General features: G+C 70.2%; 20 protein-coding genes. 19 read left to right on the plus strand and 1 reads right to left on the minus strand.

Annotation, left to right across the window (positions count from 1 at the left end):
• Positions 1–37: 37 nt before the first annotated feature.
• From hutU to ELQ90_RS03305, 16 genes are all read left to right on the plus strand, one after another.
• Positions 38–1,732 carry a urocanate hydratase gene (gene hutU, locus ELQ90_RS03230; RefSeq protein WP_128493806.1) on the plus strand — a complete coding sequence of 565 codons (1,695 nt, stop codon included), beginning with the start codon at positions 38–40 and terminating at the stop codon, positions 1,730–1,732.
• Complete coding sequence (locus ELQ90_RS03235; RefSeq protein ID WP_243695975.1) at positions 1,716–2,987, plus strand: allantoate amidohydrolase; 1,272 nt, start codon at positions 1,716–1,718, stop codon at positions 2,985–2,987. The genes hutU and ELQ90_RS03235 overlap by 17 nt, the downstream gene beginning before the upstream one ends.
• On the plus strand, positions 2,984–4,354 hold the full coding sequence (locus tag ELQ90_RS03240) for a formimidoylglutamate deiminase (protein WP_128493807.1): 1,371 nt from the start codon (positions 2,984–2,986) through the stop codon (positions 4,352–4,354). Before ELQ90_RS03235 ends, ELQ90_RS03240 begins: the two co-directional genes overlap by 4 nt.
• The gene (gene hutI / locus ELQ90_RS03245) at positions 4,351–5,562 is read left to right on the plus strand and encodes an imidazolonepropionase (protein ID WP_128493808.1); all 1,212 of its coding nucleotides are present in this window, start codon (positions 4,351–4,353) and stop codon (positions 5,560–5,562) included. Before ELQ90_RS03240 ends, hutI begins: the two co-directional genes overlap by 4 nt.
• Positions 5,559–6,608: a YeiH family protein gene (locus ELQ90_RS03250; protein WP_128493809.1), complete on the plus strand. Its 1,050-nt coding sequence runs from the start codon at positions 5,559–5,561 to the stop codon at positions 6,606–6,608. The genes hutI and ELQ90_RS03250 overlap by 4 nt, the downstream gene beginning before the upstream one ends.
• A gap of 54 nt (positions 6,609–6,662) precedes the next feature.
• Positions 6,663–7,424, plus strand: a complete 762-nt coding sequence (locus ELQ90_RS03255; RefSeq protein WP_166408797.1) for an SDR family NAD(P)-dependent oxidoreductase — start codon at positions 6,663–6,665, stop codon at positions 7,422–7,424.
• Positions 7,425–7,567: 143 nt separating this feature from the next.
• Positions 7,568–12,511: an ExeM/NucH family extracellular endonuclease gene (locus ELQ90_RS03260; protein WP_243695976.1), complete on the plus strand. Its 4,944-nt coding sequence runs from the start codon at positions 7,568–7,570 to the stop codon at positions 12,509–12,511.
• Between the two features lie 155 nt (positions 12,512–12,666).
• Positions 12,667–12,834: a DUF1272 domain-containing protein gene (locus tag ELQ90_RS03265; RefSeq protein ID WP_208020572.1), complete on the plus strand. Its 168-nt coding sequence runs from the start codon at positions 12,667–12,669 to the stop codon at positions 12,832–12,834.
• A gap of 275 nt (positions 12,835–13,109) precedes the next feature.
• Positions 13,110–13,796: a GntR family transcriptional regulator gene (locus tag ELQ90_RS03270; RefSeq protein ID WP_128493812.1), complete on the plus strand. Its 687-nt coding sequence runs from the start codon at positions 13,110–13,112 to the stop codon at positions 13,794–13,796.
• 94 nt (positions 13,797–13,890) lie between these two features.
• Positions 13,891–15,090, plus strand: a complete 1,200-nt coding sequence (locus ELQ90_RS03275; protein ID WP_128493813.1) for an NAD(P)/FAD-dependent oxidoreductase — start codon at positions 13,891–13,893, stop codon at positions 15,088–15,090.
• Positions 15,087–15,452 (plus strand): (2Fe-2S)-binding protein, encoded by a 366-nt coding sequence (locus tag ELQ90_RS03280; protein ID WP_128493814.1) that lies wholly within the window; start codon positions 15,087–15,089, stop codon positions 15,450–15,452. The genes ELQ90_RS03275 and ELQ90_RS03280 overlap by 4 nt, the downstream gene beginning before the upstream one ends.
• Entirely contained in the window at positions 15,449–16,882 is a 1,434-nt protein-coding gene (locus tag ELQ90_RS03285; RefSeq protein ID WP_208020553.1) for an FAD-dependent oxidoreductase, read from the plus strand. The genes ELQ90_RS03280 and ELQ90_RS03285 overlap by 4 nt, the downstream gene beginning before the upstream one ends.
• 23 nt (positions 16,883–16,905) lie before the next feature.
• Positions 16,906–17,832 carry a dihydrodipicolinate synthase family protein gene (locus ELQ90_RS03290; RefSeq protein WP_128493815.1) on the plus strand — a complete coding sequence of 309 codons (927 nt, stop codon included), beginning with the start codon at positions 16,906–16,908 and terminating at the stop codon, positions 17,830–17,832.
• Between the two features lies 1 nt (position 17,833).
• Positions 17,834–18,835, plus strand: coding sequence for a proline racemase family protein (locus ELQ90_RS03295; protein ID WP_128493816.1), 1,002 nt, complete (start codon positions 17,834–17,836; stop codon positions 18,833–18,835).
• Between the two features lie 23 nt (positions 18,836–18,858).
• The gene (locus tag ELQ90_RS03300) at positions 18,859–20,376 is read left to right on the plus strand and encodes an aldehyde dehydrogenase family protein (RefSeq protein ID WP_128493817.1); all 1,518 of its coding nucleotides are present in this window, start codon (positions 18,859–18,861) and stop codon (positions 20,374–20,376) included.
• Positions 20,373–20,678 (plus strand): antibiotic biosynthesis monooxygenase family protein, encoded by a 306-nt coding sequence (locus ELQ90_RS03305; protein WP_128493818.1) that lies wholly within the window; start codon positions 20,373–20,375, stop codon positions 20,676–20,678. The genes ELQ90_RS03300 and ELQ90_RS03305 overlap by 4 nt, the downstream gene beginning before the upstream one ends.
• A gap of 34 nt (positions 20,679–20,712) precedes the next feature.
• On the opposite strand, the gene ELQ90_RS03310 is transcribed toward ELQ90_RS03305, so the two are convergent.
• Positions 20,713–21,372 (minus strand): DUF4166 domain-containing protein, encoded by a 660-nt coding sequence (locus tag ELQ90_RS03310; protein ID WP_128493819.1) that lies wholly within the window; start codon positions 21,370–21,372, stop codon positions 20,713–20,715.
• 218 nt (positions 21,373–21,590) lie between these two features.
• Here ELQ90_RS03310 and ELQ90_RS03315 point away from each other — a divergent pair, with 218 nt between their 5' ends.
• From ELQ90_RS03315 to ELQ90_RS03325, 3 genes are read left to right on the plus strand one after another with little or no spacing between them, the layout of a single operon-like run.
• The gene (locus ELQ90_RS03315; protein ID WP_128493820.1) at positions 21,591–22,631 is read left to right on the plus strand and encodes a sugar ABC transporter substrate-binding protein; all 1,041 of its coding nucleotides are present in this window, start codon (positions 21,591–21,593) and stop codon (positions 22,629–22,631) included.
• 39 nt (positions 22,632–22,670) lie between these two features.
• Positions 22,671–24,191 carry a sugar ABC transporter ATP-binding protein gene (locus tag ELQ90_RS03320; RefSeq protein ID WP_128493821.1) on the plus strand — a complete coding sequence of 507 codons (1,521 nt, stop codon included), beginning with the start codon at positions 22,671–22,673 and terminating at the stop codon, positions 24,189–24,191.
• Positions 24,188–25,165 carry an ABC transporter permease gene (locus tag ELQ90_RS03325; RefSeq protein WP_128493822.1) on the plus strand — a complete coding sequence of 326 codons (978 nt, stop codon included), beginning with the start codon at positions 24,188–24,190 and terminating at the stop codon, positions 25,163–25,165. Before ELQ90_RS03320 ends, ELQ90_RS03325 begins: the two co-directional genes overlap by 4 nt.

Raw genomic sequence — 25,165 nt, forward strand, 5'->3', positions numbered from 1 at the left:
GATCCACCCCGAACCACGACCACACGAAAGTCCCGCGATGACACTGCCGAAGGATTCCGGTACCGCCCGCCCCGTCCGCGCCCCCCGTGGCCCCGAGCTCACCTGCAAGGGGTGGCCGCAAGAGGCGGCCATGCGGATGCTCATGAACAACCTCGACCCCGAGGTCGCCGAGCACCCCGACGACCTCGTCGTCTACGGCGGTACGGGCCGAGCCGCTCGGAGCTGGGATGCGTACGACGCCATCATCGACACGCTCACGACGCTCGAGAACGACGAGACGCTGCTGGTCCAGTCGGGCAAGCCGGTCGGCGTCTTCCGGACGAACGAGTGGTCCCCGCGAGTCATCATCGCGAATTCCAACCTCGTCGGCGACTGGGCGAACTGGGAGGAGTTCCGTCGGCTCGAGCACCTCGGGCTCACGATGTACGGCCAGATGACCGCGGGCTCTTGGATCTACATCGGCACGCAAGGCATCCTCCAGGGCACGTACGAGACCTTCGCCGCTGTCGCCGCGAAGCGGTTCGGCGGCACGCTCGCCGGCACCATCACGCTCACCGCCGGGCTCGGGGGCATGGGCGGTGCTCAACCGCTCGCTGTCACCATGAACGACGGCGTCGCCATCTGCATCGATTGCGACCAGTCCCGCATCGACCGCCGGGTGGAACACCGTTACCTCGACGTCGCAGCGTCGAGCCTCGACGAGGCGCTCGAGCTCGCGGTCGAGGCGCGCGACGCGAAGCGCGGGCTCTCGATCGGAGTGCTGGGCAACGCGGCGGACGTGGTGCCCGAGCTTCTCGCGCGCCGCGCGCCCATCGACATCGTGACCGATCAGACCTCCGCTCACGACCCCCTGTCGTACCTCCCGGTGGGAACCGCGTTCGAGGACATGGCGACGGAGGCCGCGGCCGATCCCGAGGATTTCACGCGTCGTGCGCAAGCATCGATGGCGAAGCACGTCGAGGCGATGGTGGGGTTCCAGGATGCCGGTGCCGAGGTCTTCGACTACGGCAACTCGATCCGCGGCGAGGCGAAGACGGCGGGTTACGAGCGCGCCTTCGACTTCCCCGGGTTCGTGCCCGCGTACATCCGCCCGCTCTTCGCGGAGGGCAAGGGCCCGTTCCGCTGGGCGGCGCTCTCGGGCGACCCGGCCGACATCGCCGCGACCGACCGAGCGATCCTCGAGCTCTTCCCCGAGAACGAGTCGTTGCGGAAGTGGATCACGATGGCGGGTGAGCGCGTCGCGTTCCAGGGACTGCCGGCGCGCATCTGCTGGCTCGGCTACGGCGAACGCCACCTCGCCGGCCTCCGGTTCAACGAGATGGTCGCCTCCGGAGAGCTCTCGGCCCCTCTCGCGATCGGTCGGGATCACCTCGACTCGGGTTCCGTCGCGTCGCCCTACCGTGAGACGGAGGCGATGCTCGACGGCTCGGACGCGATCGCCGACTGGCCGCTCCTCAACGCCATGGTCAACGTCGCATCGGGCGCGAGCTGGGTCTCGATCCATCACGGCGGCGGCGTGGGGATGGGGCGCTCGATCCATGCTGGCCAGGTCATCGTCGCGGACGGCACGCCCCTCGCGGCGGAGAAGCTCTCCCGTGTGCTCGTGAACGACCCGGGCATGGGCGTCATCCGACACGCCGACGCGGGCTACGACCGTGCAGCCGATGTGGCGCATGAGCGCGGCGTGCGCATCCCCATGAACGAGGGGCGGACGCGTGCGGGAAAGTCCTGAGTCCGTCCTGACGCGGTCCCGCCGGGCGTTCGACCGGACCTGGGCGGAGCTCGAGCCGGTCGGCCGCGACGGCCGGACCGGCGGCTACAACAGATTCGCGTGGACGCGCGTCGACCTCGAGTTGCGCGAATGGTTCGTCGCCGAGGCAGAACGCCGCGGCATGGGCGTCGAGGTCGATCGCAACGGCAACCAATGGGCGTGGTGGGGGAGCCCGTCGGACGACGCGATCGTCACGGGCAGCCACCTCGACAGTGTGCCGGGCGGAGGCGCATTCGACGGCCCCCTCGGCGTCGTGAGCGCCTTCCTCGCCCTCGACACGATGATCGCGTCGGGCGTGCGTCCCTCTCGCCCTCTCGCGATCGTCAACTTCTTCGAGGAGGAGGGATCCCGGTTCGGCCTCGCGTGCCTCGGCTCCCGTCTCCTCACCGGTGCCGTCGCGCCGGAGAAGGCGCTCGCGCTCGCCGACGACGACGGCGTCACTCTCGCCGAGGCGCTCGCGGGTGCGGGGATCGACCCGCGGGGCCTGGGCGCGGATGTCGAGGCGACCCGTCGCATCGGAGCGTTCGTCGAACTCCACGTCGAACAGGGTCGGCACCTCGCGCTCGGCGACGCCCCAGTCGGCGTCGCGACGAGTATCTGGCCGCACGGACGCTGGCACCTCCGCTTCGACGGCGAAGGCAACCACGCCGGAACCACGGCCATCGCCGATCGCCGCGATCCCATGCTGCCGTTCGCCGGAGTCGTGTCGGCGGCCCGCGCCATCGCGGCGCAGACCGACGCCGTCACGACCTTCGGCCGCATCAGAGTGCAGCCGAACGGCACGAACGCGATCCCCACGCGCGTCGACGCCTGGCTCGACGCGCGCGGTGCGACACGGGACGACGTCGACCGCGTGATCGCGGCGACCACGGCGGAAGCGGAGACGCTCGCGGCGGAGCACGGGGTGCGGCTCACGATCGAGCGTGAGTCGTGGACGGGAGTCGTGGATTTCGACGCGGGGCTGCGCGGCCGGCTCCTTGGGGCGCTCGCCGATGCCGGGATGGACTCGCCCGTGATGCACACGGCGGCCGGTCACGACGCCGGCATCCTCGCAGCGACCGTGCCGACGGCGATGCTCTTCGTGCGGAACCCGACAGGGGTGAGCCACAGTGCTCTCGAGCAGGCGACGGAGGCGGACTGTGTGGAGGGCGTCGCCGCGCTCGCCGTGGTGCTTCAGGATCTGCTCACCCGCCCCCTCGCGAGTGCGGCACGATGACGACCTGGTGGGCGGAGTTCGCCTGGCTCGGCGGCGAGCGCGCGGAACCGGGCGTCCTCATCGAGACCGACGGCGACCGGATCGTGGCCGTCACGTCCGGTGTCGACTCGCCTCCTGACGGTGTCTCGAGACTCGACGGTCTCGTCCTCCCCGGCCTCGTGAACGGCCATTCGCACGCCTTCCACCGTGCGCTGCGCGGGCGGACGCAAGCCGACCGCGGGAGCTTCTGGACGTGGCGCGAGCGCATGTACGCCGTCGCAACGAGGCTCGATCCGGAGAGCTACCATCGGCTCGCCCGCGCGACCTTCGCCGAGATGCTGCTCGCGGGGATCACGACCGTCGGCGAGTTCCACTACGTGCACCACCGCCCGGACGGCGCCCCGTACGACGATCCGGCCGCGATGGGCGACGCGATCGTGCGAGCCGCCGACGAGGCCGGCATCCGCCTGACGCTCCTCGACACCTGTTACCTCACGGGTGGCTTCGGCACCGACACCACCCACGTGCCCTTGTCGGCCGAGCAGCGCCGCTTCGGGGACGGCACGGCCGAGCGGTGGGCGGTGCGCGCGTCGTCGGCGCGCGAGCGGTTCACGAGCGCGACCGTGCGCGTCGGCGCCGCCGTGCACTCCGTGCGCGCGGTGCCCGGGCTCGAGCTCCCCGTCGTCGCGGCGTGGGCGCGCGAGCACGAGGCGCCCCTGCACGTGCACCTGTCGGAGCAGCCGGCGGAGAACGCCGACTGCGAGCGTGTGTACGGGCGCACGCCCACTCGACACCTGGCCGAGAACGGGGTGCTCGGCCGCTCGACCACGGCCGTGCACGCGACGCACCTCACGGACGAGGACGTCGAGCTGATCGCGCGCGAGCGCACCAGCGTGTGCTTCTGCGTCACGACGGAGCGGGATCTCGCAGACGGTGTCGGCCCGTCGGTGGAGCTCGCCGCTCACGGCGTGCCGCTCACTCTCGGAAGTGACAGCCACGCCGTCATCGACCTGTTCGAGGAGGCGAGGGGCGTCGAGCTCGACGAGAGACTCGTGAGCCGGAACCGCGGCCACTTCACGGCGGCGGAGCTGCTCACGGCCGCGACGCTCGACGGCGCCGGATCTCTCGGGTGGGACGACGCGGGACGACTCGCCGTCGGGATGGTGGCGGACTTCGTCTCCGTGCGGCTCGACTCGGTGCGCACCGCCGGGTATGCGCCCGACTCGGTGCTCGAGACCGTCGCCTTCGCGGCGACGGCCGCCGATGTGAGCGACGTCGTCGTGGGGGGTCGTATCGTCGTCAGTGGTGGGCGGCACATCGCGCTGCCCGACGTCGCTGGAGAACTCCGGAGATCGATCGCCGCAGTGACAGAGGAGATCAGCGCGTGACCGTCACGGTCGTCACGAACGTCGGAGAGCTCATCACCAACGACCCGGAGCACGACGTCGGGCTCCTCGGCGCGCTGCGCGACGCCGCGATCGCGTTCGACGCCGAGAGCGTCCTGTGGGTCGGCGCGGCCGCCGACGTCCCCGAGGGGCTCGCGGACGAGATCGTCGACGTCGACGGACGCGCCGTGCTGCCCGGGTTCGTCGACAGCCACAACCATCTCGCGTTCGGAGGGGACCGCGCGGACGAGTTCGCCGCGCGCATGGCAGGGGAGCCGTACGGTGCCGGCGGCATCCGCAGCACCGTCGCGGCGACGCGTGCGGCGAGTGACCGGCAGCTGACCGCGCACGCGCGTCGGCTCGCGGCGGAGGCGTTGCGTTCCGGGATCACCACGATCGAAAGCAAATCGGGGTACGGACTGACGGTGCACGACGAGCGGCGGAGCCTTCGTGCGATCGGCTCCGTCACCGCCGAGTCCACGTACCTCGGTGCCCACGTCGTTCCGGCGGAGTTCGCGGGTCGCCCGGACGATTACGTGTCGCTCGTCGCGGGCGAGATGCTCGACGCGTGCGCTCCGCATGCGAAGTGGATCGACGTGTTCTGCGACCGCGGCGCATTCGACGGCGACCAGGCGAGGGAGATCCTCACCGCGGGCATCTCGCGCGGGCTCCTGCCCCGAATCCACGCCAACCAGCTCGGTCACGGCGACGGCGTGCGCGTCGCCGTCGAGGTCGGAGCGGCGTCGGCCGATCACGTGACCTTCGCGACGGACGAGGACATCGAGGCGCTCGCCGGCTCGTCGACGGTCGCGACCCTGCTTCCGGGAGCCGAGTTCTCCACGCGAGCGACGTATCCCGACGCGCGCCGGCTGCTCGACGCCGGCGCGACCGTCGCTCTCGCGTGCGACTGCAACCCGGGGTCGAGCTACACGACGAGCATGCCCTTCTGTATCGCCGTGGCCGTCCGTGACATGCGGATGACGCCGGCCGAGGCGGTCTGGGCGGCCACCGCGGGAGGGGCGGCGGCGTTGCGCCGTGAGGACGTCGGCTCGCTCGCGGTCGGAAAGCGACCGGATCTCGTCGTCCTCGACGCGCCGTCGGTGGTCCATCTCGCGTACAGGCCCGGGGTCCCGATCGTCGAGACGGTGTGGCGGCGGGGCGTGCCGGTGTATTCGGCGGGGCGCGCCGCCGGCCCTGAGGAGGATGCATGACCACGACATTCGCGAGAAGCGTCACACGGCTCGCTCCCGGAATCGCCGTGATGGCGCTCGTGGTGACGGTCGCCGTCGTGCTCGGTCGACTGCAGAACGTGGTGGGCGCTCTCGTGATCGCGCTCGCGCTCGGGGTGCTGGTCCGGAACCTCGGGCTCTTCCACCCGGTCATCCGGCCGGGCATCCAGGTGGCCACCAAGAGGCTCTTGCGCATCGGCGTGGTCGTGCTCGGGCTCCAGCTGTCGTTGCCGGAGATCTGGGCCCTCGGGCTACCGGTGCTCGCCCTCATCCTCGTGTGCGTCGCCGTGAGCTTCGTCGTCACGATGTTCGTCGGGGTGCGCTTCGGCCTGAGCCGTGCAGGAGCCATGCTCATGGCAGCGGGGTTCTCCATCTGCGGCGCGTCGGCCATCGCCGGCATGCAGACGGTCGTGGACGCTGACGACGAGGAGGTGGCGACCTCGGTCGCCATGGTGACGCTGTACGGATCCCTCTCGATCGTCGCGCTGCCGCTCGTCGGCACGGCGCTCGGCCTGTCGCCGGAGACCTTCGGCATCTGGGCGGGGCTCGCCGTGCACGAGGTGGCGCAGGTCGTCGCGGCCGCGAGCACGGCGGGCGCCGTCGCGCTCGCCGTCGCCACCGTGGTCAAGCTGGGTCGCGTGGTCCTGCTCGCGCCGATGGCCGCGCTCGTCTCGCTGGGGGAGCGTCGCCGAGCGGACCGCGATCGTGGTGCGACCGATGACGCTCGGCGCGTCGAAGCGGAGGGGTCCGCTCGCACGGGGTCACGGCCCCCCATCGTCCCGCTCTTCGTCGTCGGCTTCCTCGCGCTCGTGCTCGTGCGGTCGACGGGTCTCGTGCCCGACGGGGTCGTCGCGGCCGGCTCCGTGCTCGCGACTTGGCTGCTCGCCGCCGCCATGTTCGGGCTCGGGACGGGGATCGACATCCCCCGGCTCGTCAAGACGGGCGGTCGTGGACTCGCCGTCGGCGGCGTCTCCACCGTCGTCCTCGGCGGTCTCTCGCTCCTTGGTGCCGTCGTCGTGACGGGCTGAGGTCGCAATCCGGTCCGGATGGGGCCATCTCTTTCGCTCCGGGAGAATCGAGGCATGAGCATCGACACCGCAGAATTCGCCGGACGCGTCGCCCTCGTCACGGGAGCCGGGCGCGGCATCGGGCGCGCGATCGCGGAGGGCCTGGCCGCTCGCGGAGCGCACGTCGCCCTGGTCGCGCGATCCTCCGACGAACTGGACGCGGTGGTCGCCGCGATCGAGTCCGCCGGCGGACTCGCCACCGCTTTCGTCCGTGACCTGCTCGACGACGGCGCCCGCGACAGACTCGTCGACGAGGTCGAGGCGGCGTGCGGACCGGTCGCCGTCCTCATCAACAACGCCGCGATCGTCGACCCGCTCGGACGCAGCACCGACGTCCCCCTCGATGCGTTCGAGCGCGCACTCCGCCTCAACGTCGTCGCGCCCGCCGTGCTGTCCTTCCGGGTCCTGCCCGGGATGCTCGCCGCCGGGTGGGGTCGCATCGTCGACGTCTCGAGCGGGGTCGCCGTGCGGAACGACGCGATGATCGGCGCGAACGCGTACACGACGACGAAGGCCGCACTCGAGGCGCATGCCCGCAACCTCGCGGCCGAGTACGCGGACTCGGGCGTCACCGTGAATGTCTACCGCCCCGGCGTCGTCGACACCGGGATGCAGGAGTGGCTGCGCTCGCGGCCCGACGGGGAGGTCGCGACCGGCCTCCCCGCGAGCTTTCGCCGCCTGCACGACGAGGGTGCGCTCATCACGCCGGAACGCTCCGCCGCCGGCTTGCTCGAACGGCTCTCGTCGACCGAGACCGGGCAGGCCTGGAGTGTCTGACCACCCCGTCGACGTGCCATGATCCGGGGTCGTCGCTCTCACTTCGGCAGAGTTCACCTCGATGAAACCTGCAGATCTTCTCAACGTCGGATGTGCCACGTAGCCTGACCGAGTTCGTCTGTCGTGATCCGAGGGAGATCCATTTGTCCAAGTCAGCCACGAGACCCGTCAGGGCGGGTTTCGCGACGCTTCTCGGGGGCGCGCTCGTCGCTGCTCCTCTCATCGGGGTGGCGGCCCCGGCATCAGCCGCCGTCGACGGCAACGGTGTCGTCATCAGTGAGGCCTACCTCAACGGGGGTAGCAACGGCGCTGCGTACACGCACAAGTACGTGGAGCTCTACAACCCCACCGACGCGGCCGTGTCGCTCGAGGGCATGTCGCTCCAATACCGGTCGGCCGGTGGCGACGCCAACCCGACGGGCGTCGCACCGCTCACGGGGAGCATCCCCGCCAACGGCCACTACCTCGTGCAGAGCGCGTCGAACGGAACCAACGGCGGAACGATCCCGACCGCCGACGTCGTCGCGCCCGGCAGCTTCAACATCGGCGGGGGCGGCGGGACGATCTTCCTCGCGAACCAGGAGACGGCCCTCGTCGCGCCGAAGACGGGCTCCATCGTCGGTGACCCGGCGATCGTCGACCTCCTCGGCTACGGCACGTCCAACACGTTCGAGACCACGGTCGCCCCGGCTGCCTCGGTCACGACCTCCATCGCCCGCACTGCCGGAGCGGACACCGACGTCAACTCCGCCGACTTCGTCGCCGGAGCTCCGACGCCCACGAACGCCGCGGGCACGACGCCCGAGGTCCCTGAGGAGCCCGAGCCCGAGCCGGAGCCCGAGGAACCAGGCACCCCCGCGGAGCCGATCACGATCGCGGAGATCCAGGGTACAGGGGAGGCGACCCCGCTCTCGGGGAAGACGGTGACCACGCGTGGCGTCGTCACCGCGACCTACCCGACCGGTGGATTCAACGGTTACTACATCCAGACACCGGGAACGGGGGGTGCCATCGACCTCGCTACACACACCGCGTCAGACGGCGTCTTCGTCTACTCGGCGGCCACGGTCGGTTCGGTCGCCCTGGGCGACTACGTCGAGGTGACCGGCACGGCGTCCGAGTTCAACGGGCTCACGCAGGTGGTCGTCCCCACGGTCGGCGGGCTCACGAAGCTCGACAAGGCGACCGTCACGGCGCCGACGCCCGCGCTCGTCGCCTACCCGACGAGCGCAAGCCAGCGTGAGTCGCTCGAGGGCATGATCGTCGACCCGCAGGGCGGCTTCACGGTCAGCAACACGTACTCGACCAACCAGTACGCGGAGATCGGGCTCGCTTCCGGCGACTCCCCGCTCATCACGCCGACGGAGATCGCCCGCCCGGGATCGTCCGAGTATGCGAGCGCCGTGGCGGACAACGCTGCGCGCGCCGTCACGCTCGACGACGGAGCATCGATCAACTTCCTCGGAGCCGACGCGAACAAGGACATCCCGCTTCCGTACCTCACGCAGAACTCGGCCATCACGGTCGGTTCCGCCGTCGAATTCACCCAGCCGGTCGTTCTCGACTACCGGAACTCGGCGTGGAAGTTCCAGCCCACGACGCAGCTCACCGCGGACGAAACACTCCCCGCGACGTTCAGCGACGTGCGCGAGACCGAACCGAAGAGCGTCGGCGGCGACATCCAGATCGCCGGGTTCAACGTGCTCAACTACTTCACCACCACGGGCGACGAGCTGAACGGCTGCACCTTCTACGCCGACCGTGACGGCGACCCGGTCACCGTCGATTCCGGTTGTGATGCCCGCGGCGCCGCCGAGGACGAGGACCTGGCGCGCCAGCAGGCCAAGATCGTCGCGGCGATCAACGCCCTCGGTGCCGAGGTCGTCTCGCTCGAGGAGATCGAGAACTCGGTGAAGTTCGGTGCCGACCGTGACGAGTCGCTTTCGATCCTCGTCGACGCACTCAACGAGGCCGCCGGTGACGACGTCTGGGCATTCGTGCCCTCGCCGGACGCGTCGGAGCTCCCCTCCGTCGCCGCGCAGGACGTCATCCGCAACGCCTTCATCTACAAGAAGGACGCCGTCAGCCCCGTGGGTGACTCGCGGGTCCTGCTCGACCCCGCTTTCAACAACGCGCGCCAGCCGCTCGCCCAGGAGTTCGAGGTCACCGACGCCGACGGCACGTTCATCGCGATCGTGAACCACTTCAAGTCGAAGGGATCGGGCTCCGGAGCGGACGCCGACCAGGGCGACGGCCAGGGCGGCTCCAACGCCTCCCGCGTCGCTCAGGCGAACGCCCTCGTCGCGTTCTCGAACGACCTGCAGACGGCGCTCGGCACCGACGAGGTCTTCCTCATCGGTGACTTCAACGCCTACACGCAGGAGGACCCGTCGGTCGTCATCATGGACGCCGGCTACGTCGACCAGGGCTCGAAGACGGGCGAGTACAGCTACTCCTTCAGCGGGCAGAGCGGGTCGCTCGACCACGTCTACGCCTCGCCGGCGGCCGACCGCAAGGTCACGGGCGTCGACATCTGGAACATCAACGCCGGTGAGTCGATCGCCAAGGAGTACAGCCGCTACAACTACAACGCGACGAACTTCTACGACCAGAGCGTCTTCCGCTCGAGCGACCACGACCCGATCCTCGTCGGCTACTCCGTCGAGCCCCTGCCGGTCGACCTCAACCTCATCGACACCAACGACTTCCACGGCCGCATCGACGCCAACACGGTGAAGTTCGCCGGGACGGTCGAGCAGCTCCGTGCGGAGGGCGGCGAGGAGAGCTCGCTGTTCGTGTCGACAGGCGACAACGTGGGAGCGTCGGTGTTCGCGTCGTCCTCGCAGCAGGACCAGCCCACGATCGACGTGCTCAACGCACTCGAACTCATCGCGAGCGCGGTCGGCAACCACGAGTTCGACCAGGGCTTCAGCGACATCACCGATCGCCTCGAACCGTCGGCCGACTGGAGCTACCTCGGCGCCAACGTCTACGAGAAGGGCACGACCACTCCGGCACTGCCCGAGTACTCGCTGCACGAGGTCGAGGGCCTGACCGTCGCTGTCATCGGTGTCGTCACGGAGGAGACCCCGACGCTCGTGTCGCCCGACAACGTGTCCGAGGTCGAGTTCGGCGACCCGGTCGAGGCGGTCAACCGCGTCACGGGTGAGCTGACGGACGGTGACGCCGCCAACGACGAGGCCGACGTCATCATCGCGGCGTACCACGAGGGGGCCGGCGCGGGCACACCCGACGGCGCCACGCTCGAGGAGGAAGTCGCCGACGGCGGGGTCTTCGCGGACATCGTCACGGAGACCTCCGCCGACGTCGACGTGATCTTCACGGGTCACTCGCACAAGCAGTACGTGTGGGACGGCCCCATCCCCGGGGTCGAGGGCGAGACCCGTCCGATCCTCCAGACCGGCAGCTACGGCGAGAACGTCGGCAACGTCGTCCTCACCCTCGACCCGGAGACGGGTGACGTCGAGTCCTACACGGCCCGCAACGTCCCGCGCACGACCGTGGCGGACGACGTCCTCGTGGCCCAGTACCCGCGTGTCGCCGAAGTCAAGAAGATCGTGGACGAGGCCCTCGCAGCCGCAGAAGTGATCGGCAACCAGCCGGTCGGATCGGTCACCGCCGACATCACGACCGCCTTCGGCGGCGGCTCGTACGTCGACGGGGTCTGGACGGGCGGGAAGCGCGACGACCGCGCGAGCGAGTCCACCCTGGGTAACCTCGTGGCCGACGCGCTGCAGTCGATCCTCCAGTCGGAGGAGCGCGGCGGTGCCGAGATCGGCATCGTCAACTCGGGCGGATTGCGCGCCGAGCTGCTCTACGGCGAGGACGGCGTCATCACCTACTCCGAAGCCAATGCGGTGCTCCCGTTCCTCAACAACCTCTGGACCACGACGCTCACGGGCGCCGAGTTCAAGGAGGCACTCGAGCAGCAATGGCAGACGGACGCGGACGGCAACGTCCCGTCGCGCCCGTTCCTGAAGCTCGGCCTGTCGGACAACGTCGAGTACACCTTCGATGCATCCCGCGCACAGGGCGACCGCGTCACGGGGATCTGGGTCGACGGTGAGCCCATCGTCGCAGCCGAGGACTATCGCGTCGGGTCGTTCAGCTTCCTGCTTCAGGGCGGCGACAACTTCCGGGCGTTCGCGAAGGGTGATGAGACGCGCGACTCGGGTCTGCTCGACCGCGACGCATGGATCGCGTACCTCCAGGAGAACCCGGGTCTCTCGCCCGAGTTCGACCGCCACAGCGTGTCGGTCGCAGGCGCGCCGACCGACGTCGTGGAGCCGGGTTCGACCGTCTCGTTCGACGTGTCCTCCCTCGACCTCACCTCGCTCGGCAGCCCCGAGAACACGTCGCTGACGGCGGAGTGGGTCGGTTCGGAGGCCGCATTCGAGCCGGTCACGGTCGTGAACGGCGCCGCATCGCTGTCGGTCACCGTTCCGGCCGACGCCGCAGCGGACAGTGAGATCCTCCTCACGGCACAGCCGTCCGGCACGATGTTCCGCGTGCCCGTCTCGGTGAATGCCGAAGAGGAACCGGAGCCTCAACCGGAGAAGCCGACCGAGGCGCCTGTCGGCGTCGATTCGGAGGACCTGCCGGCCGACCTCGAGGGCGCCATCTCGGTGTCTCCGGACGTCGTGAAGCCGGGCCAGCAGGTCTCGGTCTTCGTCGGCACGGAGCGTGCCGGCGAGTGGGTCGCGGTGTGGATGTACTCGGCGCCGACGCTCATCGCCGACTGGCAGCAGGTGTCGGCGACCGGTGCCGTCTCGGCGACGATCCCGCTCGACGCGACCGCCGGAGAACACCTCATCGCCGTGACGGATGCAGCCAACGAGGTGATCGGCTGGACCGACATCACCGTGGTCGCGGACGAGGTTCCCGGCGACGGAGACGGCGATGGCGGCTCGGATGACGGGTCGGGAACCGGTGACGGCAGTGGATCCGGTTCCGATGACGGTCTCGCCGTCACGGGAACGACGGCCGCTCCGATCGCGGCTCTCGCGCTCCTGCTGCTTCTCGCCGGCGCAGTCGTCCTGATCGCGCGGAAGCGCGCGCGGGCGTAGCCGACCGACCACACCACGTGTGGCGCGTCGCCTTCGGGCGGCGCGCCACACGCGTATCCCAGCAGGCGGCATTCGGCGGTGGAGCGACGGTGCGTGGCACGATCTCGACGGATTCTCGGAATGGCCGGCGCTACCGTCGACGTATGGCTCTCGAGATGCGCGACACCTGCGAAGCGTGCGGCGCTCCGACCCCCGAGGGTGGTCTCGCCTTCATCTGCTCGTACGAGTGCACCTGGTGCAGCGGATGCGCCGATGGGTTTCCGCGCCGGGCCTGCCCCAACTGCGGCGGGGACCTCCAGGTGCGACCGACGCGCGCTGCCTGACGATCCCACGGCCTGCCCCCCGGAGAGCCATGCCGACGAGCGTCGCGAGGTCCAGCGTCGCGAGGTTCGAATATCGTCCCAACGCCCGAGCAGCCGATTGCGTCGCGCGGCCGTTCGCCGCAACGCACATCGGGAAGACGCTCGTCACACGGGGCGGAATGAAGTACCTTCGTCCCCAAGTGCAACGTCGCATTGCACTGCGGCGACGCGGTGCACCGACGCGACCGAACCGGCCCCGTCGAGTCCATGTCCACTCTCAGCGCCGATGGGTCCCCATGTCTTCTCAGTTCACGGTCACTCCGATCGCCCCGGCCTCGAGCCTGCGCGAGCGGGTGGAGACCGCGCTCGCCGCCGCCATCCGATCCGGCGAGATGCCGCCCGGCGAGCTGTTCTCGGCCCCGACCCTCGCCACGCGCTTCGGCGTCTCGGCGACACCCGTGCGCGAGGCGATGCTCAACCTCGAGAAGCGGGGATTCGTCGAGACGGTGCGCAACAAGGGTTTCAGGGTCACGGGGGTGAGTGACAAGGATCTCCACGACATCGTCGAGGTACGGCAGCTCCTCGAGCCGCCCATCGCCCGTCGGCTCGCCGGCCGCATCCCCGAGGAGGCCTACCCGGAGCTCCACGCTCTCGCCGAACGGATCGTGGACAGCGCGGCACGCGGCAGCCTCACCGAGTATCTCGAGGCGGACGGGGTCTTCCACGCGGCGGTCACCGCCTTCACCGAGAACCCGAGGCTCGGCGAGCTCATCACCGAACTGCGATCGCAGACGCGCCTCCCCGGGCTCGCCGGACTCCTCGCGACCGAGGAACTCGCCGCGTCGGCGAACGAGCACCTCGAGCTCTTGAGCCTGCTCCGCGACGGCAAGGGAGTCGAGGCGGAGAAGCTCATGCATCGCCACATCGCCCACGTGATCGGCTGGTGGGCGGGTCGGCCGGAGGCGCCGGAAGCCACCGTCTGACAGCCCGCCGGCGAATTCTCCGATCCGTAACACCGGTGAAACAAGATGTGTGACATATTACTGTGACGCACACGTTGATCGGGGAGGTGCACGCATGGGACGGATCGTCGTGGTCGGCGCCGGGATCATCGGTGCAGCGATCACGCGCGAGCTGGCCCGCGACGGTCACGATGTGACGGTGGTCGAGCGGTCGGCGGCCGCGTCCGGCACGTCCGGACGCGGGGAGGGCAACATCCTCGTGAGCGACAAGGGCCCCGGACCGGAGCTCGATCTCGCGCGGTTCTCCCGCTCGTTGTGGCCGACCGTCGCCCGCGAGCTCCGAGAAGAACTGGGTGAGAGCTTCCCCGCCATCGAGTTCGAGCCGAAGGGCGGGCTCGTCGTCTCGACCACGGCAGCGGGCGCCGCGCCGCTCCTGGCGTTCGCCGCCGCGCAGCGCTCCGCCGGCGTCCGCGCCGACGTCGTGGACGCCGCGACGGCGAAGAGCCTCGAACCCCACCTGACCGACGCGACGACGGCCGCGATCCATTACCCGGAGGACGCGCAGATCCAACCCGTCGTCGCGACGGAGGCCTTCCTCCGCTCCGCCCGCCTCGCCGGAGCGCGTGTCCTCACGGGGCACGAGGTCATCGGCGCCGTGCTCGATTCGGCCGGAGCCCTCGCCGGGGTGGACGTTCGATCCCGTGACGGTGTGACGCGGTCATTCCCCGCCGACGCGGTCGTGAACGCCGCGGGTCCGTGGGGTGCGGCCGTGAGCGAGGTCCTCGGAGCCGCGATCCCCGTCCGCCCCCGTCGCGGCGTGGTGCTCGTCACGACGCGGATGCCGCATCGTGTCTTCCACAAGGTGTACGACGCCGACTACGTGGGGGCCGTCGAGTCGTCGTCGGCCGACCTCCAGACGAGCAGCGTCGTCGAGTCGACGGCGTCGGGCACCGTCCTGATCGGATCGTCCCGCGAGCAGGTCGGCTTCCGCGACGAATTCAGCACGAGGATCGTGGCGGAACTCGCGCGCAAGGCGATCCTCCTGTTCCCCTTCCTCTCGTCCGCTTCACTCATGCGCAGCTACAGCGGCTTCCGTCCCTACATGCCGGATCACGTCCCCGTCATCGGCGAGGACCCGCGGCTGCCGGGACTCTGGCACGCCAACGGCCAGGAGGGCGCCGGTATCGGGCTCGCGACAGGCACCGCGGCCCTGCTCGCTGCGCTCATCGCCGGCCGCACCCCACCCGTCGACGCCGCTCCGTTCTCCGTGTCGCGCGCCGGGCTCGCCCCGTTCCTCGCCGAGGTCGCCGCATGAGCGCCCGCCGCATCCCCGCCTCGCAGGACCCCGTGCGCCCGCGCCCGTCCGCCGAGATCACGGTGACGCTCGACGGTGAGCGGTATGGGGGGCTCGAGGGACAGACCCTCGCGGGAGTGCTCCTCGGCTCGGGCCGCCTCAGCTGGCGGACCACGTCGGTCGCGGGATCGCCCCGCGGAGTCTTCTGCGGAATCGGTGTGTGCTTCGACTGCATCGCCGAGGTCAACGGAGAGCGCGACGTCCGGCTCTGCCAGCGCCGCGCCGCCGACGGCGACGAGCTTCGCACGCAGCACGACGCGCTTCCGGTGCCCGTCGAGGACGAGGATCCGCCGACGGCCACGAGCGACGGAGCGGGATCGTGACGGGCGGGACCCCGGTGGGCGTGCTCGTGATCGGTGCCGGTCCCGCCGGACTCGCGGCGGCCGAAGCCGCCCTCGACGCGGGCGCCCGGGTCACGCTCCTCGACGCCTCCGACGCGACGGGTGGCCAGTACTGGCGTCACCTGCCGGAGGAGCGCGCGGGCGAGCACGAGGCGAGACTGCACCACGGCTTCGCGCGCTACGAGAGGCTGCGGGACCGCGTCGTCGGGGACGCGGCGTGCACGGTGCTGCTCGGATCCGCGGTGTGGTCGGTCGAGCGCTCCGCGGCCGCGGGAAGCGGCTTCACGGTCAATGTGGCGACGGGTCGGGTCGATGCGGCCCGGGCCGCGATGTCGGCCCTCGAACCCGAGGCGATCGTGCTCGCGACCGGAGCCCACGACCGCACCCTCCCGTTCCCGGGCTGGGAGCTGCCCGGCGTGTTCACGGGCGGGGCCGCTCAGGCCCTGGCGAAGGGCGAACGCGTGCGCGTCGGTGAGCGCGTCGTCGTCGCGGGAGCCGGACCCTTCCTGCTGCCCGTCGCCGAATCGGTGGCCGAGTCGGGCGCGCGGGTGATCGAGGTCGTCGAGGCGAACCGTCTCGGGCGGATCGTCCGCGGGTGGGCGCCGAAGCCCTGGCGGTTGCTCGGAGCACGCGCGAAGGTCGGCGAACTCGTAGGCTACGTCTCCGGATTCCTCCGCCATCGCATCCCGTACCGGATGGGAGCCGCCGTCGTCGCCGCCCACGGGACCGATCGCGTCGAAGCCGTGACGATCGCTCGTCTCGACACCGACTGGCGGCCGATCCCGGGCACCGAGCGACGCGTCGCGGTGGATGCCGTCTGCGTCAGCCACGACTTCACCCCGCGACTCGAGCTCGCGATCGCGGCGGGGTGTGCCCTCGACGAGCGCCGCTTCGTCGTCGTCGACGACTCCCAGGAGACGACCGTGCCGCACGTCTTCGCCGCGGGGGAGATCACGGGCATCGGCGGTGTCGACCTCGCGATGGCGGAGGGCGCCGTCGCCGGAGCCGCCGCCGCCGGCCGGACTCCGAGCCGGAACGCCGTCCGCCGTCGCCGCGTCTTCTCCGACTTCGCCGGGCGCATCAGCGCGGCGCACGGCATCCGCTCCGGTTGGCACCACTGGCTGCACGACGACACGATCGTCTGCCGCTGCGAAGAGGTGGGCTACGGGCGGCTCTGCTCGACGGCGGCCTCGACGGACGCCGAGGGGCTCCGTTCGCTCAAGCTCAGCACACGCGCCGGCCTCGGCATCTGCCAGGGCCGCATCTGCGGTCGGACCGTGGAGGAGCTGCTCGTCGCGGCCTCACCAGGGGACCGCTTCCTCGACTCGGTCAGCACCGACCGCCGCCCGATCGTCGCGCCCCAGCGGCTCGGCGATCTCGCGTCGCTCGGTGACGGCCCCGAATCCCCGTGACACCCCGAAAGGACACGAACACCATGGAACCCCGAAGCATCCTCGGCGGCGTCATCGTCGCCACAGCTCTCCCGTACAAGGAGGACTCCTCCGCTCCCGCCGGCCTCGCCGTCGACTATGACCGCTTCGCCGAGCACTGCGATTGGCTCGTCTCGAACGGGTGCGACGGCGTCGGCCCGAACGGCTCGCTCGGCGAGTACTCGTCGCTCACCGACGCCGAGCGCCGTCGCGTCATCCAGGTGGCGGTCGAGGCGGTCGGCGACCGCGGCATCGTGGTGGCCGGCGTGCACGGCCCCGGATCCCACCAGGCGAAGCACTGGGCGGAGCTCGCGGCGGAGGACGGCGCGAAGGGCGTCCTGTCTCTGCCGCCGACGATGTACCGCGCGAGCCGTTCGCAAGTCATCGACCACTACACCGCGATCTCCGAGGTGGGCCTGCCGATCATGGCCTACAACAACCCCATCGACACCAAGGTCGACCTCGTGCCGGACCTCGTCGCCGAGCTCGCCCAGATCGAGAACGTCGTCGCCATCAAGGAGTTCTCCGGCGACGTCCGCCGCGCGTTCGAGATCTCCGAGCTGTGCGACATCGACATCATCGCGGGAGCGGACGACGTCGTGTTCGAGCTGCTGCTCGACGGAGCCGTCGGCTGGTTCGCTGGCTTCCCCAACGCGTTCCCCGCCGAGTCCGTCGAGATCTACAACCTCGTGCGCTCCGGTCGCATCGACGAGGCGCGTGAGCTGTACAAGGCCCTCGTCGCGATCTTCCGCTGGGACTCGCGCACCGAATTCGTGCAGGCGATCAAGCTCAGCATGGAGATGGTCGGCCGATACGGCGGACCGTCGCGTCCCCCGCGCGGCCCGCTCACGCCGGAGCACGAGGCCGGGGTCCGCGCCGACATGCAGCGCGCGATCGACTACCTCGCCGCGCGTCAGCCGGCGCTCGTCTGACATGCGGTCGTCCCGGCTCTACACGGCGGTCGATTCGCACACCGAGGGCATGCCGACGCGCGTCGTCACAGGCGGCGTCGGCGTGATCCCCGGCGCGACGATGAACGAACGCCGGTTGTACTTCATCGAGCACCTCGACCACATCCGGAAGCTGCTCGTGAACGAGCCGCGCGGCCATGCCGCGATGAGCGGTGCGATCCTGCAGCCGCCCACGCGACCGGACGCCGACGTCGGTGTCCTCTTCATCGAGGTCTCGGGCTGCCTGCCGATGTGCGGGCACGGCACGATCGGGGTCGCGACGGTGCTCGTCGAGACGGGTATGGTCGAGGTCGTCGAGCCGGTCACCGAGATCCGCATCGACACCCCGGCGGGGCTCGTGACCGCCCGAGTGGCGGTGACGGACGGGCACGCCGATTCGGTGACGATCGAGAACGTGCCGTCGTTCCCGGTGCGCCTCGACGCCGAGATCGAGGTCGATGGGCTCGGCACCGTGCCGTACAGTCTCGCGTTCGGAGGCAACTTCTACGCGATGGTCGACCTCGACGCCGTCGGGCTCCCCTTCGACCGTTCGCACCAGCAGGAGATCCTGTCCGCCGGCCTCGCGATCATGGCGGCGATCAACGAGAAGGACCCGCCGGCCCACCCCACGATCGACGGCGTCGACCACTGCCACCACGTGGAGTTCATCGCGCCGGGCTCCGACGCCGTGCACTCTCGCCATGCGATGGCGATCCACCCGGGCTGGTTCGACCGGTCGCCCTGCGGCACCGGCACGTCCGCACGCATGGCCGAGCTGTGGGCCCGCGGCGAGCTGCCACTCGACCGGGACTTCCGCAACGACTCGTTCATCGGGTCGACCTTCATCGGTCGGCTCGTGCGCGAGACCGAGATCGCGGGGATACCCGCCGTCGTCCCGACCATCACGGGCCGCGCTTGGGTGACGGGCATCGGACAGTACATGCTCGATCCGTCCGACCCGTTCCCGCAGGGCTTCGAGTTCTGATCATCGCCACACCTGGAGGACCCATGAACGACACCTCACCGGACGAACTCGCCGGCATCATCGGTACCGCGGCCGAGGCCGCCCCGATCCTCGCCGCGACGGCTCCCCGCGAACGTGCTGCGGCACTCGTCGCCGCAGCCGATGCGCTCGACGCGGCGGTCGACCGACTCGTCCCGATCGCGATGCGTGAGACCGGACTGGCCGAGGCCCGTCTTCGGGGCGAGTCGAAGCGGACGAGCGTGCAGTTGCGCTTGTTCGCAGAGGTCGTGGCCGACGGGGCGTTCCTCGACGTGCGCATCGACGACGCCGACCCGGACTTCGTGCTCGGGCCGCGCCCCGAGCTGCGGCGCGTCCTCGCGCCGGTCGGCCCCGTGCTCAACTTCGCGGCGAGCAACTTCCCGTTCGCCTTCTCCGTCGCCGGCGGTGACACCGCAGCCGCCCTCGCGGCCGGTTCGCCCGTCGTGGTCAAGGCGCACGAGGGTCATCCGGAACTCTCCAGGCGGACGGGCGACATCGTCGCGGACGCACTCACGACCGCCGGTCTCCCCGTCGGAACCCTCTCAGTGATCTTCGGCCGCGAGGTCGGTGTGACGGCGCTCCGCGATCCACGCATCGCTGCAGCCGCATTCACCGGGTCGACGCGCGGCGGGATCGCCCTCGCCGCGATCGCGTCGTCCCGCCCGAACCCCATCCCCTTCTTCGGGGAACTCGGGAGTGTGAATCCCGTCTTCGTCACGCCGGCCGCGGCCGACGCGGGGCTCGACGCCCTCTCCGAGGCCTTCGTCGCGAGCGTGAGCGGATCGGCCGGGCAATTGTGCACGAAATCCGGCTTCCTCTTCGTGCCGCGCGGCGCCGACGTGCCGGTCGCGGAGTCGGCGGGGAGTATCGGCGAGCACCGGATGCTCTACGCGGGAATCGCCGAGGGCTTCCGCACGCGCCGCGAGGAGATCCTCGGGACGAACGGCGTCGAGTCGCTCGTCGACGGCGAGGTGCGCGAGGAGGACGACGGAGACGTGTGGGTGCGCCCGACCTTCGCCCGGACCGACGTCGCGACGTTGCGGCGCGAGCGCGAGCGCGTGCTCGATGAGGCGTTCGGGCCGCTCTCCATCGTCGTCGACTACGACGACCCCGCCGAACTGCCGGCGCTCGTCGCCGAGTTCTTCCCCGGTAATCTCACGGGCACGATCCAGACGGCCCCGGACGAGGATCCGGCGGGCTACGCGGCGCTCGCCGCGGCGATCGCGGCGCACTCGGGTCGCGTGATCGTCGACGGCTGGCCGACGGGCGTCGCCGTGACGCCCGCGATGACCCACGGCGGTCCGTTCCCCGCGACCGTCGGGGGAGGGGGGACGTCCGTCGGCACGGCCGCCGTCTCGCGCTTCCTCCGCCCCGTGACCTACCAGGACGCTCCGCAGGCGATCCTCCCGCCGGCGCTGCGCGACGACAACCCGTGGGGCGTGCCGCAGAAGCGCTCTCCCGCCGGCGAATCGTCGACGTGGGGGTCGCTCTCGAGCGCGCGGGGGCAGGGGGTGGGCGCGTGATTCGCAGCATCCTGTCTCTCTACCCGGCACCGGATCGCGTGGCCGACGTCCTGGCGGTCTATCGTGACGCAGACATTCTGCAGTTCTCGCTCGACGAGTCGCGCGCCGTCGCGTCGGAGATCTCCGTCGCCGTCGACGGCTCGGGCGAGATGGTCGTCACCGCGCTCTGGCCCGACCCGGACGCCTACCAGGAGTGGCTCGATCATCCGAACCGACGCAACGAGCGCCTCGTCGCGATCCTCGAGGGGGTCGAGGTCGGCGCCGCCCGGCTCTACGTCGTGGATCACGCGGTCTCGAGGTAGCCGACCGGGCCAGCCCAGAAACTGCCCCTCGTGCTCAGCTCGTCGGGGTGACCGCGTAGGTGAAGGAGCCGGTGTACCGGAAGAGCTCGCCGAGGATCGGGGCCTCGATCCGGACGTCGACGTGCTGACGGGTCGTGTCGGCATCCTCGACGTGCTCGCGGAGGCGCATGGTCGCGAACGGCGGGAGCGGGATCCGCGCGCGGCCGACGTGCAGGGCGAGGCCGGTGGACGTCATGTGAAGGGCGCCGGACACGACCGAGAGGCGGATCGCGACGCCGAGCCCTCCGCGCTTGCCCAGTCTGTCGTAGAGCACACCGTGCCGGACGATCATGGCATCCTGCATGATCCGGGTGCGGCTGCCGAACTCGAAGGTGCGGACGGCTCCGAGCCCGCCGCCCGTGGTCGGGGTGTTGGTGACCCGGAACGGCACATCGTGCCCGAGTTCGGGGAAGAGCACGTGCCGCCACGCCATCACGGCCAGTACGGGGCGGAGGAATCGATGTCGCGATCCCGCGACACCGTAGACGCCGGATCCCGATCCCACCCTCCCCGCCGGGATCGGACCGAAGTACCGCTGCAGGCGTGGGTCGAGGGACGCGTAATCCGCGCCCAGGACGCGCTGGTACACCGACTCCCGAGGGTGCGAAGGGGAGCACGCGGCAGCGTCGGATCCGGCGGTGTCCTGCTCGGCCATCGGTCCTCCCGGTCGTCGATTCCATTATCGGCGTCCCCCGGCGGACCGTGCGATTCGTGCCGCGTCCTACCGGTCATCGCGACGCATCGGCCGACAGACGAAACGCGTCCGTTACATAAGAGATAAACCGCTGTAATGCGAAGTGTGACATATTACTGGACAAGCACCACGGCGAGAGTCATCCCGGCATCCCGCTGAAGACCACATGGAGGTAGCAGTTGCACCAGTCAAAGCTTCGCTCGTGGCGACTCCCCGTCACGGCGTCCGTCGTACTCCTCGGCGCCACGGCGCTCACCGCGTGCAGCGGGGACGGCGGCAGCGCCGGAGCCGGATCCGAGGACGGCTACGAGATCGCCGTGCTGCTGTCGTCGAGCCAGAACGGCTACAACCAGGCCGTCGCGAAGGGCGTCCAGGAGATGGCCGACGAACTCGACGCCGACATCAACCTCACGCTGCTCGACGGCCAGTTCAACGCCGACACCCAGCTCAGTCAGATGGAGACGGCGGGCGTCGGGGACAAGTACGACGGCGTCGTCGTGGTTCCGTTCGACGGTCCGGCCCTCGCCGCCGCCTTCCCGCTCGGCAACGGCATCCCCGTCACCTCGGTCCTCAACCCCATCGGTCCGGACCTGAGCGAGATGGAGCCGCAAGTGGAAGGCGTCGTCTCGACGGTCGCCGTCCCCGCCGGCGAGGCGGCCGCGAAGCAGGCAGAGGACGTCGTCACGTATTGCGCCGACCTCGACCCGTGCAAGGTCGTCCTGCTCGTCGGCCAGCTCAACGCGCCCCTGGACGTGACGCGCGAGGAGTCCTACCGCGAGGTCCTCGAGGCCGAGGACAACATCGAGATCGTCACGACGGTGGAGGGCAACTACGACCCCGACCAGTCCGCGACGACGATCACGAACGTCCTCCAGTCGACCCCCGACGTGAACGTCATCCTCTCGAACGCCGACCAGCAGACGAAGGGCGCGCAGATCGCACTCGAGGACGCGGGCATCGACCCGTCGACCGTCTACCTCACCGGTGGCGGCGGGACGACCGAGTCCATCCAGAACGTGCGCGACGGCATCTGGAAGGCGGACTACATCAACTTCCCCGTCTCCATGGGCGCTGCCGCGATGGAGCAGCTCTACAACGCCCTCACGGGCGCAGACGTCGAGAGCTACGTGAACGCCGACGAGGTCGGCGAGATCGAGCCGTATGCCACCAAGGAGACGCTCGACGAGACACCCGACTACGTCGGGGAGTGGGAAGGCTAGGCCCCCACTCCACGCACCCCTCAGGACGGATCGGATCCCATGGACACCAGTACCCCCCTCGTCGAACTCTCCGGCGTCTCGAAACGTTTCGGCGGAACGCAGGCGCTCGACACCGTCGACCTCGAGCTGCGCACCGGTGAGGTGCACGCCCTCGTCGGCGAGAACGGCGCGGGGAAGTCGACGCTCGGCAAGATCGTGGCGGGGCTCTACGCCCCCGACACGGGCGAGCTGCGCGTCGACGGCGAGCAGGTCTCGAAGTGGGATCCGGTCCGCGCCCAACGGTCGGGCGTCGTCATGATCGCGCAGGAGCTCTCGCTCGTCGACGACCTCACGGTGCTCGAGAACGTCTTCCTCGGCGTGGAGGCCAACACCCTCGGCGTCCTCCACCGCAGGGTCGCGGAGTGTTTCGAGACGCTCCGCGCCCTCGCGGACTTCGACCTCGACGCATCGGCGAAGGTCGGCGACCTGCGGATCGCGGACCAGCAGAAGGTCGAGATCATGCGGGCGCTCGCTCGTGACGCTCGCGTCATCGTGATGGACGAACCGACGTCGTCCCTCACGGCGCACGAGACCGAGCGGCTCCACCGGCTCATCGCGCAACTGCGTGAGCAGGGGAGGAGCATCGTCTACGTCTCGCACTTCCTCGACGCCGTGCTCGAGGTCGCCGACACCGTGACGATCATGCGCGACGGTCAGCGTGTCCGGACCGGTCCCGTGGCGAACGAGACCAAGGCGACCATGGTCCAGGCGATGCTCGGTCGTGAGCTCGCGGTGACGTTCCCCGAGCGCCGACCGCGCGCGGACGCCTCGACCGAGCCGCTTCTCGTCGTCGACGGCATCACGACCGAGACCGGCATCGAGGAGGCGTCGCTCGTCGTGCGTCCCGGAGAGATCGTCGGTCTGCTCGGCCTGGTCGGATCCGGCCGGTCGGAGATCGCGCGGGCGATCGCCGGTGCCGATCCGATCACGGCCGGGTCGATCACGTTCCGTGGCGAGAAGTGCCGCCGGTGGACCACGCGTCGTGCCATCGCGAGCGGACTGGTCATGGTTCCGGAGGACCGTCACGCGCAAGGCCTCATCCTCCAGCGCAGCGTGCGCGAGAACATCTCCTTGGCCTTCCTCGACCGGTTCGCGACCGCCGGCGTCATCCGGCCGGCCGCGGAGAAGAAGGAGGCCGGCGCGCTCGCCGAGGCGCTCAGCATGCGACCGCCGCGTATCGGTCTCGACATCGGCGGTCTGTCCGGCGGCAACCAGCAGAAGGCGCTACTCGCGAAGTGGCTCGTGGGCGACCCGGCCTTCGTGATCCTCGACGAGCCCACACGCGGCGTCGACATCGGAGCGAAAGCGACGATCTACCAACTCGTCGCGGACCTCGCCGACCGCGGCGTCGGTGTGCTCCTCATCTCGTCCGAGCACGAGGAGGTGCTCGCACTCAGCAGCCGGGCGTACACGGTGAGCAACGGACGCATCGCGGGAGAGGTCGATCCCGCCGTCTTCGGCGTGAGCGACCTGCTCGCCCATCTCTTCTCAGTCGAACAGGAAATCGGAGCCATCGCATGACCAGCACCACCGCCCGCACCACAGCGCCGCGGATCACGCCGGCCAAGGCCCTCGCGTTCCTCCGCGACTACGCGGTGCTGATCCTCCTCGCCGCGCTCCTCATCGTGCTCGCGATCGCGAGCCCGTCGTTCTTCACGTTCGCGAACCTCGTCAACATCGTGAACCAGAACACCCCCCTCGCCCTCATCGCCGTCGCCGGCACGTTCGTGATCATCTCCGGCTCGTTCGACCTCTCGACGGCCGCGATCTACGCCGTCGGCAGCGTCGCCGCCGCGTGGGTCGCCATGGAGACCGGCAACGTCGTGCTCGGTCTGCTCGCACCGCCCGTCATCGGACTCGCACTCGGTGTGTTCAACGGCCTCGCCGTGACCGTCCTCCGCGTGCACTCGTTCCTCGCGACGCTCGCGTCGAGCCTCATCTTCCAGGCGATCGCCGTGCTGATCACGGGCGGGGCGCTCATCCAGGTCTCGCTCGACGGCTTCTCGGAACTCGGCCGCGGTCGCATCGGCGGCGTCTTCTACACCGTCGTCATCCTCATCGTCTTCGTCGCGATCATGTGGTTCGTGCTCAAGGGCACGGTCTTCGGCCGCCACGTCTTCGCCGTCGGCGGCAACCCCGACGCCGCCCAGTTGTCCGGTGTGCGCGTCGACCGCACGCGTGTCATGGTCTTCGCCCTCAGCGGGCTCGCGGCCGGCATGGCTGCGGCCATCGGTGTCTCACGCATCGCGTCGGGACAGCCGCAGGCCGGTGCCGGGCTCGAGTTCGACGCGATCGCCGCGATCATCCTCGGCGGCACGAGCATCTACGGCGGCGTCGGCGCCGTGTGGCGCTCCGTCGCGGGCGTCTTCCTCATCGCCCTCATCGGCAACGGCTTCGACATCCTCGGGTTCAACCCGCAGATCAAGGACCTCGTGACGGGCGCCATCATCCTCGCGGCCGTCGGCCTCGCCGCTGCCGGCATCAAGCGTCGCTGA

Source organism: Labedella phragmitis (assembly GCF_004078635.1).
In the GTDB taxonomy this organism is placed as follows: Bacteria; Actinomycetota; Actinomycetes; order Actinomycetales; family Microbacteriaceae; genus Labedella; species Labedella phragmitis.

What these genes read in the sequence shown, in the direction of transcription:
- hutU (WP_128493806.1), top strand. Translation starts at nt 38, where the DNA reads ATGACACTGCCGAAGGATTCCGGTACCGCCCGCCCCGTCCGCGCCCCC.
- ELQ90_RS03240 (WP_128493807.1), top strand. Translation starts at nt 2,984, where the DNA reads ATGACGACCTGGTGGGCGGAGTTCGCCTGGCTCGGCGGCGAGCGCGCG.
- ELQ90_RS03250 (WP_128493809.1), top strand. Translation starts at nt 5,559, where the DNA reads ATGACCACGACATTCGCGAGAAGCGTCACACGGCTCGCTCCCGGAATC.
- ELQ90_RS03255 (WP_166408797.1), top strand. Translation starts at nt 6,663, where the DNA reads ATGAGCATCGACACCGCAGAATTCGCCGGACGCGTCGCCCTCGTCACG.
- ELQ90_RS03265 (WP_208020572.1), top strand. Translation starts at nt 12,667, where the DNA reads ATGCGCGACACCTGCGAAGCGTGCGGCGCTCCGACCCCCGAGGGTGGT.
- ELQ90_RS03270 (WP_128493812.1), top strand. Translation starts at nt 13,110, where the DNA reads ATGTCTTCTCAGTTCACGGTCACTCCGATCGCCCCGGCCTCGAGCCTG.
- ELQ90_RS03275 (WP_128493813.1), top strand. Translation starts at nt 13,891, where the DNA reads ATGGGACGGATCGTCGTGGTCGGCGCCGGGATCATCGGTGCAGCGATC.
- ELQ90_RS03280 (WP_128493814.1), top strand. Translation starts at nt 15,087, where the DNA reads ATGAGCGCCCGCCGCATCCCCGCCTCGCAGGACCCCGTGCGCCCGCGC.
- ELQ90_RS03290 (WP_128493815.1), top strand. Translation starts at nt 16,906, where the DNA reads ATGGAACCCCGAAGCATCCTCGGCGGCGTCATCGTCGCCACAGCTCTC.
- ELQ90_RS03295 (WP_128493816.1), top strand. Translation starts at nt 17,834, where the DNA reads ATGCGGTCGTCCCGGCTCTACACGGCGGTCGATTCGCACACCGAGGGC.
- ELQ90_RS03300 (WP_128493817.1), top strand. Translation starts at nt 18,859, where the DNA reads ATGAACGACACCTCACCGGACGAACTCGCCGGCATCATCGGTACCGCG.
- ELQ90_RS03310 (WP_128493819.1), bottom strand. Translation starts at nt 21,372, where the DNA reads ATGGCCGAGCAGGACACCGCCGGATCCGACGCTGCCGCGTGCTCCCCT.
- ELQ90_RS03320 (WP_128493821.1), top strand. Translation starts at nt 22,671, where the DNA reads ATGGACACCAGTACCCCCCTCGTCGAACTCTCCGGCGTCTCGAAACGT.
- ELQ90_RS03325 (WP_128493822.1), top strand. Translation starts at nt 24,188, where the DNA reads ATGACCAGCACCACCGCCCGCACCACAGCGCCGCGGATCACGCCGGCC.